We start from the raw sequence: 16,041 nt of genomic DNA, 5'->3' as shown, positions 1-16,041 counted from the left end.
TTTGCTGATGCAATAAAAAAGCCTGCTTCATGCAGGCTTTTTTATCGGTGGAGATGCTGAATTAGATCAGAATCTCACGCTTACCATTCGCGCCCATCGCGCTCACTACACCATTTTCTTCCATCTGGTCGATGATTCGGGCAGCACGGTTATAACCGAGGCTAAACTTACGCTGTAGCGATGATGTAGATGCCTTACGAGTTTCCAGTACGAAAGACACACACTGGTCATACAGTGGATCACGGTCAGAAGCACCATCGCCACCATCTTCAAAGCCACGATTGGTTGGTTCTTCATCAAATGGAGTTAGAATTTCATCAACATAGTTCGGGGCACCACGCTCACGCCAGGCATCACAAATACGGTTAACTTCATCATCGGCAATAAAGGCACCATGCACACGCTCAGGCTCAATCTTACCTGGCCCCAGAAACAGCATGTCACCATGACCAAGCAGGTCTTCTGCACCTCCTGCATCCAGAATGGTACGCGAATCAATTTTCGAGTTTACACGCAGTGCTACACGTGTTGGGATGTTGGCTTTGATCAGACCGGTAATCACATCCACCGATGGGCGTTGAGTTGCCAGTAACAGGTGAATCCCCGCAGCACGAGATTTCTGTGCCAGTCGGGTAATCATTTCTTCCGCTTTTTTACCGACCTGCATGATCATATCTGCGAACTCGTCCGCGACAATCACAATCGATGGTAATGGTGTCAAACGTGGTGCACGTTCCCCTGCCACCGATTCACTGGCTTTCCAGGTTGGATCAAACAGATCTTCACCATTGGCAATGGCTTCTTCAACCTTACGGTTGTAGTCGCTTAGCTTACGAATTTTCAGGAAGGACATCAGCTTATAACGACGTTCCATTTCATTGACACACCAGTTCAGTGCACTGACTGCATCTTTCATGTCAGTGACTACAGGCGTCAACAGGTGTGGAATATCGTTATAGTTTGCGAGTTCCAGCTGTTTCGGGTCAATCAGGATCAGACGTAATTGATCAGGTGTGTACTTGAGTAGCATCGACAAAATCATCGAGTTTACTGCGACCGACTTACCAGAGCCGGTTGTACCGGCAACCAGCATATGCGGTGCCTTGCCAAGTTCAGTAATCACCGGATTACCAGAAATGTCTTTACCCATCGCCATCGACAGGATGGCACTTGCATCTTCAAATTTCGGTGTTTTAACCAGCTCGATCAGACGTACCATTTCACGGGTACTGTTTGGTACTTCAATCCCGATATATGGCTTTCCTGGAATCACTTCAACCACACGCACCGAAGCCATCGACATGGAACGCGCCAGGTCGCGGGAAATATTGGTCACTTTAGAGGCTTTTACACCTGGTGCCAGATCCAGTTCAAAACGAGTGACCACTGGGCCAGGCTGCGCTTCAACCACTTTGGCCTTGACGTTAAATTCCTGCAGTTTGATTTCCAGCAATTCAGACAGACGTGATAATTGCTCTTCGGTGAAATTGACTTTCTTGTTCGGATCAACTTCATCCAGTAGTTCCAGCCCTGGTAATGGCGAAAGATCTTTACGGCGTTCAGCCACCATCATGGCGCGTGACAATGGACGGCCCATCGAGTCAGTCAATGGAGCATCAAAATCGAATTCATCTTCTTCTTGAGGAGCACCCGCAGTTTCATGCCATGCTTCAATAAATTCTTCTTTGGATAATGCCACTTTGACTGCATCAATGGTATTGTGCTGATTTGTATTTTGCTGAAGCGCTGTCTGAGCAGTCGAGTTGCTTTCAGGTGCAGAGACTTCTATGCCTTGATGCTGAATCGGTGCCTGTACAAAAGCGGAAGATTGCGCATAGCTGGAAGCACGGGCTGGCTTTTCTGGCTCAATAGCCTCGACCAGCAAATCATCCAAATCATCAAAATCAGTTTCTAGCCCTGTGTTGCGTATTGCAGGCGTAGAAACCGGTGGAATACTGATGCCTGTTGCCACAGCTGCAGTCGCTGCCGCACCTTTGGGTAAGTCTTCAACAATTCTTAAGGTTGGCTGTTCAGTAGCTGCTTGCGCAGTAAATGGACTATGCACATCCGTCGCAGTTTTACCCGGCGGTACAGCTGCCAATAGCTCATCAAAGATTTCATCATCATCCCAATCCAGACCTTTTTTCGTCGTCACAGACGGTCCAGGTGTTTCAGTTTTGAGATGTGCCTTGATTTCCTGAATTGGAGCAATTGTTGTAGGGGCTGCAGGGGTATGTTGTTGTTCTTCCGCTGCTTTTAATAAAGCATCGATATCCTGTTTATGGCGCTGATCCTCATCAGAATGCAAGGCACGCCAAACTTCGCCCGTGGTAATTACGCGATCTGGATCCTGAATCAGGCGATGCGCTTTTTCCAGCGTTTTTTCAAATTCTTCATCTTCCGGACTAAGTTCAGGTTCAATATGTTTTTTCTGTTGCGCCTTGAATTCACGGTCAGCAATGTCATCAAACAGGCGCTCGGCTACATGGTCACGAACTACGGGATCTATTTCTACAGGCTCATGCTCAGGTACAGGAACCACTGGCGTTGAGATGCTCTTTTTAGCAGGGCTACTAGCGATATCTTTCTTGGCAACTGCCATAGAGCGATCAAACTCGCCCTCCCCTTCCGGGACATTACGATAAAACAGATCCTGTAAATATGCAGGCGTTGCTTTCAGGCTGCTCCAGGTTTTGTTCCATTTCACGCCAAAGGCCAAGGTAAACAGCATGACCCATAAACCCACCAGAAACACTGCCGCACCGTATATCGTCAATAGCTGTTCAAGACTCTGACCTAATTCATAACCGATAATGCCGCCCGACGAATTATCCAGTGTATCAGCAGGAACTTCCCAGAACAGGAACAGTAAGGCAGAAGTGGTCAGTAACAGGAAGAATTGTGCTGCATAACGGAATGGCCGGTTCAGGAAGCTGTGTGGCCACCAGACCTGTACCGCTTCTACGAACAGATATAATGGAATGAGTAAGCTCGCCCAGCCCAGAAAACCAAACAGTAAGTCTGAAATCCATGCACCTGCAACCCCACTGGCATTTGAAACCGTCTGGGTGTCACTGGAAATGTGCATCCACCCCGGGTCAAATGGCGTATAGGTCACTGTTGCAAGAAACAGATAGATCCCAAATGAGACCAAAAATAATGTCATTACTAAGCGCTGTGCATAAGCACTCGACACCGTTGTCATATACTGTCCTGTAGCCAATTCTTCATGAATGTTCTTTTGCTATTATGATTCAAAAAAACGACGCAATAAAATGCCTATTATGCACCTGTTACACGAAAAAAGATGCAGTATCGTGCAACTGCACATAGGTCTTGTTCTTTATCACTTCTATATAGCCCAAATCGATTTGGATGATCAATAATATCGACTTTAATCTCACACCACTGTTATACAGTTTCACGTATAATTCAATAAATTTCTAAATACAAAAAGGATAGCCCGATGAGCGCACGTCACTCAAGACTGATTATTTAGGTTCCGGCCCTGCTGGCTATAGCGCCGCTGTGTATGCAGCGCGTGCAAACTTAAAACCGACACTCATTGCAGGCCTGCAACTTGGTGGTCAGCTGACAACGACGACTGAAGTGGACAACTGGCCAGGTGATCCTGAAGGCCTGACTGGTCCAGTATTGATGGAACGTATGCAGGCGCATGCGGAACGTTTCGGCACTGAAATCGTGTATGACCACATCAATGAAGTAGATCTGAACGTACGTCCTTTTGTACTAAAAGGCGACATGGAAGAGTTCACTTGTGACGCCTTGATCATTTGTACCGGTGCGACCGCGCAATACCTGGGTCTTGAATCTGAAGCTGCATTTATGGGCCAAGGCGTGAGCGCATGTGCGACCTGTGATGGTTTCTTCTATAAAAACCAGAAAGTCATGGTTGTCGGTGGTGGTAATACTGCGGTTGAAGAAGCGCTTTACCTGTCAAATATCGCATCTCACGTAACTTTGGTACACCGTCGTGACAGCCTGCGTTCTGAAAAAATTCTTCAGGACCATCTGTTTGAAAAAGAGAAAGAAGGCAAAATCAGCATCATTTGGAATCATCAAGTGGATGAAGTTTTAGGTGATGCCAAAGCAGGCGTAACTTCTGTACGTTTGAAATCAACTCAAGATGATTCGACTCAAGAAGTTGAAGTTTCAGGCATGTTCGTTGCGATTGGCCATAAGCCAAACAGCAGCATGTTTGAAGGTCAATTACAGCTTCGTGATGGTTATATCCAGGTGCAAAGCGGTACTGCGGGCAATGCAACGCAAACTTCTATTCCTGGCGTATTTGCTGCGGGTGATATTGCGGATAGCGTATACCGTCAGGCAATCACCTCTGCAGGTTCGGGCTGTATGGCCGCACTGGATGCAGAAAAATATCTCGATGCGATGGGCAAGTTAGACTAAGCAGCGAAAATGAGAAAGCCGTCCATCTTGGGCGGTTTTTTTATGTATGATAAATACTGATGATTCTAAAACCAGGTTCAAACATGCAACATCTTCCTCCTTCACAGTTCATTTTCCCCAATCCTGTAGAAGTGGATCTTGAAGGAGAAGGCCTGATTTGTATTGGCGCCGATCTCACTCCATCTACCCTGCTCGAAGCCTATTCACATGGCCTTTTTCCATGGTTTTCCGAAGGTGATCCAATCTGCTGGTGGAGCCCGGAACCACGTTGCATTATCCGACCACAGGATTATCATCCAAGTAAATCCCTGATTCGAAATATGAAAAAGTATGATTATAAAATTACTGTGAATCATGCTTTTGAACGTGTTATCCGTTCCTGTTCACTGCCTCGTGCTTATGCCGATGACACCTGGATTAGCGAAGATATTATTCAGGGTTACTGTGATATGTTCGAAGCCGGTTATGGCTATAGCATTGAAGTCTGGGATGAAGAGCAAGTGGTGGGCGGATTATATGGTATCACCATTGGACAGGGCTGTTTTGGTGAATCCATGTTTAGCACCCAGACAGATGTCTCGAAAATGGCATTTTATACTTTAATGCTGATTGGTCAGGAAAATCAGCTGCCCTGGATTGACTGCCAGTTGGTCAATGACCACCTGTTAAGCCTCGGTGCCAGTACAATTTCTCGCCAAGCGTATCTTAATTCGTTACAGGATGTGATAAAACGCCCACCTATCAATTGGCAAAAGTATCAGGAGGGTGTATTTTCAAGTAAAACAATAGCGTTAAACGCGCGATTAAATGAATGAAAATAACAGAGGGAATTTGTCATGAACTCCTATCAACCAAAATCCCTGCTGAACGATTTACAGTATTATATTACCCCGCCACACGATTGCAGCTATCTGCCCAACAAGTCTGCACGTATGGTTTTTCTCGATCCCTCACATCGCATAGATGTGGTGACACTTTCTGAATTATCCCGTACCGGTTTCCGCCGTAGTGGCGATTTTGTGTATCGTCCTGAATGTCACCTGTGCCGTCAATGCCTCTCCTCTCGTGTACCCGTGCGTGAATTCAGCATGAACAGTTCGCAAAAAAGGCATGGAAAAGAAATCAGGACTTAAGCCTACGCATTACTGCACCGCAGCAGGCAAATGATAGCCACTATGCGCTGTATGAACGCTATATCAATGAACGCCACGCCGATGGTGATATGTATCCACCAAGCCGGGATCAGTTTGAAAAGTTTTTGTTGCAAAGCTGTACCGATAGCTTTTTCCTGGAACTCTGGAAAGATGACCGGCTGATCAGTGTATCGACCTGTGATCTGCTCGATGACGGAATTTCTGCGGTTTATACCTTCTTTGATCCGGATGAAAATCGACGTTCACTCGGTGTTTTTGCAATTCTAAAACAGATTGAACATGCTCAGAAATTAGAGCTGCCTTTTATTTACCTGGGTTACTGGGTCCCGCATTCCAGCAAGATGAATTACAAGTCTCAATACCTGCCGCTTGAATTGCTGATTGATGGCCAATGGCGTCGGTTAAACCGCTCGCTCAATGCGGCGGAGATTGAACACTTGGGAAACTCCTTGATGACGACCCTACCCTCCGGATGGAATAATCCCATCATCAAGTAAGATGGTCGTCACTAAAAGGAGTGTTAATCTGATTTATTTAAACAGACTGGCAAAGTCGTCCGTACATGCCTTCACCATAATGATGGCATGTTCACGACCACCGCCCGAGTTTGGATAGTAATTCTTGCGCAGGTCAATCTGGTGAAAACCAGCCTTTTCATAAAGACGAATTGCAGCTGTATTTGATTCACGTACTTCCAGGAAAATCTGTACCGGATTATTTTTCAGTAACTGGATAGATTCTTCTAGCAACTGAAAACCAAGACCTTTACCCTGCTGGCTTGGGTCAATTGCCATGAGTAATAAATTGGCTTCATCCAGTACCGGTTGCAAAATACAAAAGCCCACCACTTTACCTGCATATTCAATAATAGTGCTCTGATAAGCACTAACGGCTTCCTCGAACTGGGTTCTGGTCCAAGGATGAGATTGCACTTGTTGCTCAATCTGGGTGACCGCATCTATATCTGCTATTTGCATCAAACGAATCATGTTCGTTCATCTATCAATAAAAATCTCCTGCGCATTATAGAAACTTTATGCTGAAAATCGAGTAAAAAAAGAGCGATTTCAATCGCCCTATTTTAGTGTCAGATTAAAGACCAAGTTTGCCTTTCCAGTGTGCCAGCAAACTGTGTGTGTCATGGTCATTTGGATGGAAACCCGGCTTGAAGTACATCGCCATTTCACGCCCCATACCAGTAATTATACCTTTGGACGGACTATAACCATATTCGTAAATGTCCTTGAGGGATTCCAGGTTTAACTGACGATCTTCCTTCAGCAGACGCATGACAAAATAGCTTTGTACAAAGAACAAAGTCACCATAGCGATCACCAGTGAACTGGTACGTAACAGATATGACTTTAAGCCTTTTCCAAACACGCCTTCAAACACGTCATAGGCCACAGCTTTATGCTCATTTTCTTCAATGGCATGCCATAACCACATGGTCTTCATGGTGTCATCTTTCATCAGTTCCTGAATATGACTATTGATCAACAACTGAGAGGCAATGGTCGCAGTAAAATGTTCAAGTGCGGTCGTTGCGGTCAAATCTACCATTTCCTGAGTAATTCCCACAGGCTTGGCCAATTTTGCCATGACTTTACGCGTCATTTGAATGACTTTATCCGTATAACAATCCAAGGTATCAACATCATGGCCGTATTTTTGCGCTGAGGCATTGAAGCCGACATGTTCCTGGGTATGCATCGCTTCTTGCCCAATGAAAGCAGAGATTTCTTTTTGCAGTGCTTCATTGTCTTTAAGCTTGGGATGATTACGTACCGCACGCACACTGTCGATAAAGAATTTTTCACCTGCGGGAAACAAGGCAGACAATGCTGTCATAAAATGAGTCAGCCCGGCTGAACCATTCATCCAGTATTCTGGAACCTGTTCAAAATCAAAGTTCATGCGACGTACAGGAAAACTTGCACCGGCACGATGAGTAATTTTTACTTCAGCATTCATATAACGCCTCCTGACAGATCTTCTCGACCCGGCCCTATTTTTCTATTTTCTTATTGGTATCTTACTCAGTTATCTGCTTGACATCATTGCAGTTAAGGTCAGCTGAATATCACTTTAGGACAGCGCTCTAATTTTGTTAGACAATTTATTTTTCACTTTAGATAAACAAAAAAAAGCGTCCCAAAGGGACGCTTTTTTACACAATCAGTGATTATGCAGTAACACGAGACACTACACCAGCACCAACTGTACGACCACCTTCACGGATCGCGAAGCGAAGGCCTGCGTCCATTGCGATCGGGTGGATCAGCTCTACTGACATCTCAACGTTGTCACCAGGCATAACCATTTCAACGCCTTCTTTAAGCGCGATCGCACCAGTTACGTCAGTTGTACGGAAGTAGAACTGTGGACGGTAACCGTTAAGGAATGGAGTATGACGACCACCTTCTTCTTTAGAAAGTACGTATACTTCTGCGTCGAATTTAGTGTGTGGCTTGATTGTACCTGGTTTAGCAAGTACTTGACCACGTTGAACGTCTTCACGCTTAGTACCACGAAGAAGAACACCACAGTTCTCGCCCGCACGACCTTCGTCAAGAAGTTTACGGAACATTTCAACGCCAGTTACAGTTGTTGTTTGTGTATCACGGATACCAACGATTTCAACTGACTCACCAACTTTAACAATACCAGTCTCAACACGGCCAGTTACTACTGTACCACGACCTGAGATTGAGAATACGTCTTCGATTGGCATCAAGAATGCTTGGTCGATTGCACGTTCTGGTTCTGGGATGTAAGAGTCAAGCGCTTCAACAAGAGCTTCAACTGCAGCTTCACCATATTGACCAGCGTCGCCGTTAAGCGCAAGAAGAGCTGAACCACGGATAACTGGAGTGTCATCACCTGGGAAGTCATAAGTAGAAAGAAGTTCACGAACTTCCATTTCAACTAGCTCAAGAAGCTCTTCGTCGTCTACAAGGTCGCATTTGTTCAAGAATACAACGATGTAAGGTACACCTACCTGACGAGAAAGAAGGATGTGTTCACGAGTTTGTGGCATTGGACCATCAGTCGCAGCACATACAAGGATCGCGCCGTCCATCTGAGCAGCACCAGTAATCATGTTTTTAACATAATCGGCATGGCCCGGGCAGTCTACGTGAGCGTAGTGACGAGTTGGAGAATCATATTCTACGTGAGAAGTGTTAATGGTAATACCACGTGCTTTTTCTTCTGGTGCAGAGTCAATTGCAGCGTAGTCTTTCGCTTCACCACCGAATTTCTTCGCACATACAGTTGCAATCGCAGCTGTTAAAGTTGTTTTACCATGGTCAACGTGACCAATTGTGCCCACGTTAACGTGTGGCTTATTACGTTCGAACTTAGCCTTAGCCATGAGATCTTCCTTTTTGAACTGCTCATGCAGGATCACTGCATGAGCGCTTGGTTTTTAACTATGAATTAGTTTGGGCTTATAGTAATCGAAAGATTACTCGTCGTCACCTTTTTTACCGCCAGACTGGAACTTAGCGATGATGCCTTCAGCCACGTTACGTGGAGTTTCAGCATATTTAGCAAATTCCATAGAGTAAGTCGCACGACCTTGAGACATAGAACGCATATGAGTTGCATAACCGAACATCTCAGCAAGTGGAACTTCAGCTTTAATTGCTTTAGTACCACCAGGTAGATCGTCCATACCCTGAACCATACCACGACGACGGTTTAAGTCACCCATGATATCGCCCATGTAGTCTTCTGGAGTTTCTACTTCAACTTTCATGATAGGTTCAAGAAGAACAGGATCTGCTTTCATGAAACCGTCACGGAAGGCATAAGAACCAGCCATCTTGAACGATAATTCGTCAGAATCGACATCATGGTAAGAACCATCGAACAATGTCGCTTTGATGCCAACTACTGGATAACCAGCAAGGACACCATTCTTCATACGTTCTTGGATACCTTTGTCAACTGCACCGAAGAATTCTTTAGGTACTACACCACCTACAACTTCTTCAGCGAATTCGTATTCTTTACCAGCTTCAGGATCAAGCGGTTCTAAACGTACGTATACGTGACCGAATTTACCTTTACCACCAGTTTGACGTACGAACTTACCTTCTTGCTCAACAGTCTTTTTGATTGTTTCGCGGTAAGCAACCATTGGTTTACCAATGTTCGCTTCAACGTTGAATTCACGTTTCATACGGTCAACGATGATGTCAAGGTGAAGCTCACCCATACCAGCAATAATGGTTTGACCAGATTCTTCGTCAGTACGAACGCGGAATGATGGATCTTCCTTAGCCAAACGACCTAAAGCGATAGACATTTTTTCTTGGTCAGCTTTAGTTTTTGGTTCAACAGCCAATGCAATTACTGGCTCTGGGAATTCCATACGTTCTAGAGTGATGATGTTTTTCTCATCACATAGTGTATCACCAGTAGTTACGTCTTTAAGACCTACACACGCAGCGATGTCACCAGCACGGATTTCTTCAACGTCTTGACGATCGTTCGCGTGCATTTGCACGATACGGCCGATACGTTCACGTTTAGATTTAACCGGGTTATAAACAGAATCACCTTGTTTAAGAACACCAGAGTAAACACGTACGAAAGTTAAGTTACCTACGAATTTGTCGTTCATAATTTTGAACGCAAGTGCAGAGAACGGAGCTTCGTCAGATGCTTCACGAATCGCTTTAGTTTCAGCTTTGTCGTCAAGAACACCTTCAATCGCTTTAACTTCAGTCGGTGATGGCAAGAATTCAATTACTGCGTCCAACATACGTTGAACACCTTTGTTTTTGAACGCTGTACCACAAAGCATTGGTTGAATTTCACAAGCCAATGTTTGAACACGTAGACCAGCAACGATTTGTTCTTTAGTCAAATCGCCATTGTTCAGGTATTCGTCCATTAACTCTTCAGAAGCTTCAGCAGCAGCTTCAACCATGTTTGTACGCCATTCTTCAGCAGTTTCTTGAAGATCAGCAGGGATTTCGCCGTACTCGAACTTCATACCTTGTGAAGCTTCGTCCCAAATGATCGCTTTCATTTCGATCAAGTCGATAACGCCTTGGAAGTTTTCTTCAGCGCCAACAGGGATTACTACAGGTACAGGGTGCGCACCAAGACGTGTTTTCATTTGTTCAACAACACGGAAGAAGTTTGCACCAGTACGGTCCATCTTGTTCACGAATGCTAAACGAGGCACTTGGTATTTGTTAGCTTGACGCCATACAGTTTCAGACTGAGGTTGTACACCACCTACAGCACAGTAAACCATACATGCACCATCAAGAACACGCATAGAACGCTCAACTTCGATTGTGAAGTCAACGTGTCCCGGGGTATCAATTACGTTGATACGGTGTTCTGGGAACTGCTTAGACATACCTGACCAGAATGTAGTGGTAGCAGCAGAAGTAATGGTAATACCACGTTCTTGCTCTTGCTCCATCCAGTCCATTGTTGCTGCACCATCATGTACTTCACCAATTTTGTGAGATACACCTGTGTAGAACAAGATACGTTCAGTAGTTGTGGTCTTACCCGCATCGATGTGCGCAGAAATACCAATATTACGGTAACGAGAAATTGGGGTTTGACGAGCCATGATCTCTTGCATTCCTAAATTTTGTTGTTTAAAACAGGACGCTTTAAGTTGCTAGCAACTTAAAGCGCTTTGATGACAATTGGGTGAAACCCATATCATCACCGTCCTGATAAGGGCCTGTTTTATTTGCTTAGAAACGGTAGTGAGAGAATGCTTTGTTGGCTTCAGCCATACGGTGCACATCTTCACGTTTTTTAACCGCTGCGCCTTTACCTTCAGATGCATCAAGCAACTCACCAGCAAGACGTAAAGCCATAGTTTTTTCAGAACGCTTAGCAGCAGCATCTACTAACCAACGCATAGCCAAGGCAGTACGACGGGATGGGCGCACTTCCATAGGTACTTGGTATGTAGCACCGCCAACACGGCGTGCTTTTACTTCGACCATAGGGCGAACTTTTTCAAGAGTAGTCTCGAAAAATTCAACCGGGTCTACTTTAGATTTTTCTTGAACGCGGTCTAAAGCACCGTAAACGATACTTTCAGCAATAGATTTTTTACCATCTTGCATTACGTGGTTCATGAATTTAGCGATTGTTTGGCTACTGAATTTCGGATCCGGAAGGATTTCACGAGCAGCGACTACGCGACGTCTTGGCATTTTAAACTACCTATAAATATGACACTTCAGGTTTATCCAGCATTAGCACAAAGTGTCATGTGCATTCGCTGGCCTTACTACACGTCGCTTGAATTTCACAAAATTAAATGCAGAAATCAGACAAGCGAGACGATAAAGGATTGCAGTTCTAGCGAACTAAGAAGTTAATCTCGAAAGATCAATTATTTCTTAGGACGTTTAGTACCGTATTTAGAACGAGACTGGTTACGATCTTTAACACCAGCACAGTCTAAAGAACCACGAACGGTATGGTAACGTACACCTGGTAAGTCTTTAACACGACCACCACGGATAAGAACAACACTGTGCTCTTGCAGGTTATGGCCTTCACCACCGATGTAGCTAGAAACTTCAAAACCTGAAGTTAAGCGAACACGGCAAACTTTACGCATTGCTGAGTTAGGTTTTTTAGGTGTAGTTGTGTAAACACGTGTACAAACACCACGGCGCTGTGGACAAGCCTTCAACGCAGGAACTTTAGATTTTTCAATCAAAGTCGTACGACCCTTACGGATCAACTGATTTGTTGTTGCCATTTGGCAATTCTCCCGTTAATAAAAAGCCCCAAAAACTACTACTTTTTGAGGGCATGCAATTGTAAGTCAAGATGCAAAATTGGTCAACATGATAGAAGCAGGCAAATCCACATCCGCTCTTGCTTACAATTGCTTAGTACTTTCATATCTTTACTATTTTTCTTGCAGATTAATCTGCATCTTTTGTAACATCTTCTGTTGATTTTTTAGCAGAAGATTTTGTCGCTTTTTTTGGCTTTTGCTGTGTAGCTTCCATGCCTGCTTCGCTCTGATCATTTTCAGTATCAGCGGCAGCGACTTCGGCCTCGTCTGTGACATCGCCCTCAGCTTCTGCCTGTGCAAGCGTATCTTCGATATCTTCAGGTGCCGGCTCACTCAGTGCTGGTTGCTGTACATGCTTATCCGCAACCGGTTCTACCAACTTATCGGCTAATGAATCCAAGCCTTCACTGACCTCTTCATCTTTTACTTCCTCTGTGACTTGAGAATCTGTCTTTTTCAGCACTTTTACCTGAGTAATATGATCATTTCCTTCAATCGGAATCTCTTTATCTAAAATTAACTCATCCCCGGTATGACCATTTTTCTTGATATTTTCTAGTAGTTTTGGTGCGGCCTGTTGCAGCAATGCTTTAGATTTTTCATAGGCCTCTAAAACAGAAACAGAGCTGTCACGATGCTGTAGCAGATATTGACGTGCATTCGAGAACACATCCTGTGCTTTCTGATTAACATCATCGACAAAACGGCGACTATATACTGCGCCTACCCCAGCACCCGCTAACGGTACCAATTTAGATAGTTGTTCAATCAGGGAAACTTTCGGTATATGGTTCATCCATTCCCATTTCGATTGACCATCTTCCTGATGCAGGAATTTGCGTAGCAGCTCGGTATCATTACTTGAACCCAACATGGCTTGCAGCTGGGAAATGTCATGGGTTTTTAAAGTAGCACCTAGCGCTCTTAAGCCCAACAATACGGTTTGCTTTTCTGCAATCAGACTCAGATCAATCTGACGGAAGATATGCTGCACGATATCCTGATCTTCTTCTTTGCTTAAATCAAAGCCATAAGAACGGCCGACCTGATAAATAGTACGCAGCGCCAGCACCAAAGATGCAGGAATATCCACTGCTGTACCAATTACCCCAGTTGCCCCGGAGAATGCACCTTGAACTGCAGCAATCCATTTATTCTGTTCACCAAACGCTTGAGAAATACGCTTAGAACGATCGACATCCTGGGTGAGTTCCTCCAGATCACGCACTCCTGCTTCATCGAGAACGGCATCTACTGAACTGATGTCATTGGTAAACTGATTTAGATGATCAAAGAAATAATCTGACACTTTTTCGCTAAACTTGGGCGAAATAAAATGCGTAACATTATTCACTGTATTGAAATGACGGCCAAACAACTGGCGCGATACACTTGGCAGATGTTCACGTAACATCTCCTGTGGATTGTCGTATTTTTTCGACTCAAATGGACTCTTGGCTTGAGCTGCGCCATTGACCACCTTATCTACATTCAGCGCTTGTGTGACCTTCGAAACCGAATCAGGTGCAACATGGTTGAATAGATCCAAACCTGTTGTACTGAACTTTTTCGCCACTCCAAACGCACTGGAGATGAAGCCATTTGATTGTTTATTATTGGTATTTGTCATTCCTTACCTCAGCGTGCACGTGCTTGTATTTTGTATAAATACTAGGTGCTAGCAGCGTTTATCTCAACCTTATTCTGTTTCATTTAGTAATCCCTCTGTGTAGGAATCTCTATTCGAATGTACAACGTACTGGGCATAACATTTGCCATAAGATTTCAAAAATCTTTCTGTTATGATGTTCCTCATTGTGAACAATGGGTCAGCATCATATTTAACGTTTGATGAAAACGCTAAATATCTCCCCTGACCATAAAGATGAACTATAAGGATCTGTAGATGAAACGTGTTGTCATCACTGGTATGGGTATTAACTCATGCATCGGAAATACATTGGAAGATGTAACTCACTCTTTACAAAACGGGATTTCAGGCACACGTTTAAATCCAGTCTATGCTGAACTGAACTTTAAAAGTCATGTCAGCGCGGCTGCTGAGCAGGATTTTGACAATATCGACCGTCGTCTCAAACGCTTTATGGGTGTTTGTGCCATGTATGCCTACAATTCGGCAATTGCAGCGGTTGAGCATGCTGGTCTGAAACCGGAAGATCTGGCGGGCAACCCACGCTATGGTATTGCAGGCGGCTCAGGCGGTAACTCAACAGCATCTGTAATAGAAATGGCGAAATTACTCGAAGAAAAAGGTGCACGTAAAATTGGCCCGTTCTTCGTACCCCGCAATATGTCAAATACCATTACAGCTAACGTTGGTGTAGCGCTTAAACTTCAAGGTATTGCTCACTCAATTACCAGCGCATGCGCAACTTCTGCTGATGCGATTGGTTATGCCTATAACCTGATTCAATTGGGTAAACAGGACTTGATGCTTGCCGGTGGCGGTGAAGAAGATCACTGGTCTCAAAGCTTGCTGTTTGATGCGATGGGTGCACTGTGTTCGAAATACAATGACACACCTGAAACTGCATCTCGTCCATATTCAGCAGACCGTGACGGTTTCGTGATTGCTGGCGGTGGCGGTTTCGTGGTGCTTGAATCCCTTGAACACGCTCAAGCACGTGGTGCCAATATTCTTGCGGAAGTCGTAGCTTATGCAGCGAACTCTGATGGTGCCGATATGGTTGCGCCAAGTGGTGAAGGTGCAACGCGTTGTGTATTGATGGCTTTAGAAGAAGCAAAACAGCATGGTGTAGACAAGATTGACTATGTAAATACGCATGGTACCTCTACTCCAGCAGGCGACATTACAGAACTTAAGGCAATGGAACGTGCGTTTGGTGAAGGCCAAGTTCCTTCACTTAGCTCGACCAAGTCTATGACAGGTCACAGCCTAGGTGCTGCTGGTGTTCAAGAAGCAATTTATTCAGTTCTGATGATGCAAAATGATTTTATTGCGCCAAACATCAACGTGACTGAGCTGGATGAAGGTGCGAAACCGTTTGATATCGTGCTTGAAAAACGTGACGCAAAATTGAATACTGTGATGAGTAACAGTTTCGGTTTCGGCGGCGTAAATGCTTGTCTCATCTTCAAAAAATGGGAAGGCTAAGCTGCCCAATTTAGGGTGACTTGATGGATGCTCCTTCTGATGCTTTCCTTTGGGTAAAAGCATTACATATTATTGCAGTGGTTTGCTGGTTCGCGGCTTTGTTCTACTTGCCACGTTTATATGTTTATCATGCCATGAGCGAAGATACCGTGAGTCATCAACGCTTTGAAGTCATGGAGCGTAAGCTGTACCGTGGCATCATGTGGCCAGCAATGCTGGCCACCCTGATTACAGCACACTTTCTGGTGGATTGGGGTGATGCAACGCGTCATTACCATGAAGCCTTATGGTTCTACCTTAAAGTCGGCCTGGTCGGCTTATTGGTGATTTACCATCTGGTCTGTGGTTATTACCGCAAGAAGCTGATTGATAATGCCCATTACAAGTCACACAAGTTTTGGCGTTATTTTAATGAGATGCCAACCCTGCTGTTATTTGCAGTGGTGATTCTGGTGGTGGTTAAACCTACCTTCTAGTTTAGCTACTCAATAAAAAAATCCCCGATCATTCGGGGATTT

General features: G+C 44.6%; 11 protein-coding genes and 2 pseudogenes. 5 read left to right on the top strand and 8 right to left on the bottom strand.

Annotation, left to right across the window (positions count from 1 at the left end; translation table 11 throughout):
- Positions 1–61: 61 nt before the first annotated feature.
- On the bottom strand, positions 62–3,205 hold the full coding sequence (locus HADU_RS08965) for a DNA translocase FtsK (RefSeq protein ID WP_008305523.1): 3,144 nt from the start codon (positions 3,203–3,205) through the stop codon (positions 62–64).
- A gap of 261 nt (positions 3,206–3,466) precedes the next feature.
- On the opposite strand from HADU_RS08965, the pseudogene trxB reads away from it, so the two are divergent.
- The 3 genes and pseudogenes from trxB to HADU_RS08950 all read left to right on the top strand — a co-directional run bounded on the left by trxB (position 3,467) and on the right by HADU_RS08950 (position 6,079).
- Positions 3,467–4,428: pseudogene (gene trxB / locus HADU_RS08960) on the top strand (thioredoxin-disulfide reductase).
- Positions 4,429–4,511: 83 nt separating this feature from the next.
- Positions 4,512–5,243, top strand: a complete 732-nt coding sequence (gene aat / locus HADU_RS08955; RefSeq protein WP_008305521.1) for a leucyl/phenylalanyl-tRNA--protein transferase — start codon at positions 4,512–4,514, stop codon at positions 5,241–5,243.
- Positions 5,244–5,264: 21 nt separating this feature from the next.
- A pseudogene (locus HADU_RS08950) lies at positions 5,265–6,079 on the top strand (arginyltransferase).
- Positions 6,080–6,112: 33 nt separating this feature from the next.
- Here the strand turns inward: HADU_RS08950 and rimI are convergent.
- From rimI to HADU_RS08915, 7 genes are all read right to left on the bottom strand, one after another.
- Positions 6,113–6,571: a ribosomal protein S18-alanine N-acetyltransferase gene (rimI, locus tag HADU_RS08945; RefSeq protein ID WP_005221103.1), complete on the bottom strand. Its 459-nt coding sequence runs from the start codon at positions 6,569–6,571 to the stop codon at positions 6,113–6,115.
- A 103-nt stretch (positions 6,572–6,674) separates the two neighbouring features.
- Positions 6,675–7,556: a metal-dependent hydrolase gene (locus HADU_RS08940; RefSeq protein ID WP_008305518.1), complete on the bottom strand. Its 882-nt coding sequence runs from the start codon at positions 7,554–7,556 to the stop codon at positions 6,675–6,677.
- Positions 7,557–7,767: 211 nt separating this feature from the next.
- Positions 7,768–8,958: an elongation factor Tu gene (gene tuf / locus HADU_RS08935; protein WP_004811166.1), complete on the bottom strand. Its 1,191-nt coding sequence runs from the start codon at positions 8,956–8,958 to the stop codon at positions 7,768–7,770.
- 93 nt (positions 8,959–9,051) lie between these two features.
- Complete coding sequence (fusA, locus tag HADU_RS08930) at positions 9,052–11,187, bottom strand: elongation factor G (protein WP_004811169.1); 2,136 nt, start codon at positions 11,185–11,187, stop codon at positions 9,052–9,054.
- Positions 11,188–11,317: 130 nt separating this feature from the next.
- Complete coding sequence (gene rpsG, locus HADU_RS08925; protein WP_004279240.1) at positions 11,318–11,788, bottom strand: 30S ribosomal protein S7; 471 nt, start codon at positions 11,786–11,788, stop codon at positions 11,318–11,320.
- Between the two features lie 182 nt (positions 11,789–11,970).
- Positions 11,971–12,345 (bottom strand): 30S ribosomal protein S12, encoded by a 375-nt coding sequence (gene rpsL / locus HADU_RS08920; RefSeq protein WP_004648013.1) that lies wholly within the window; start codon positions 12,343–12,345, stop codon positions 11,971–11,973.
- Between the two features lie 169 nt (positions 12,346–12,514).
- Positions 12,515–14,017, bottom strand: a complete 1,503-nt coding sequence (locus tag HADU_RS08915; protein ID WP_008305515.1) for an EcsC family protein — start codon at positions 14,015–14,017, stop codon at positions 12,515–12,517.
- Between the two features lie 276 nt (positions 14,018–14,293).
- On the opposite strand from HADU_RS08915, the gene HADU_RS08910 reads away from it, so the two are divergent.
- Together HADU_RS08910 and HADU_RS08905 are read left to right on the top strand one after the other, a co-directional pair.
- A complete protein-coding gene (locus HADU_RS08910) occupies positions 14,294–15,523 on the top strand; it encodes a beta-ketoacyl synthase N-terminal-like domain-containing protein (protein ID WP_004811172.1) in 1,230 nt (409 codons plus the stop codon).
- A 23-nt stretch (positions 15,524–15,546) separates the two neighbouring features.
- The gene (locus tag HADU_RS08905) at positions 15,547–15,999 is read left to right on the top strand and encodes a CopD family protein (RefSeq protein WP_004811175.1); all 453 of its coding nucleotides are present in this window, start codon (positions 15,547–15,549) and stop codon (positions 15,997–15,999) included.
- Positions 16,000–16,041: the final 42 nt, after the last annotated feature.

The organism is Acinetobacter sp. HA (genome assembly GCF_000264725.1).
GTDB lineage: Bacteria > Pseudomonadota > Gammaproteobacteria > Pseudomonadales > Moraxellaceae > Acinetobacter > Acinetobacter schindleri.
Note: the sequence above shows the minus strand (reverse complement) of the source record. Positions and strands in the feature narration are given on the sequence as shown.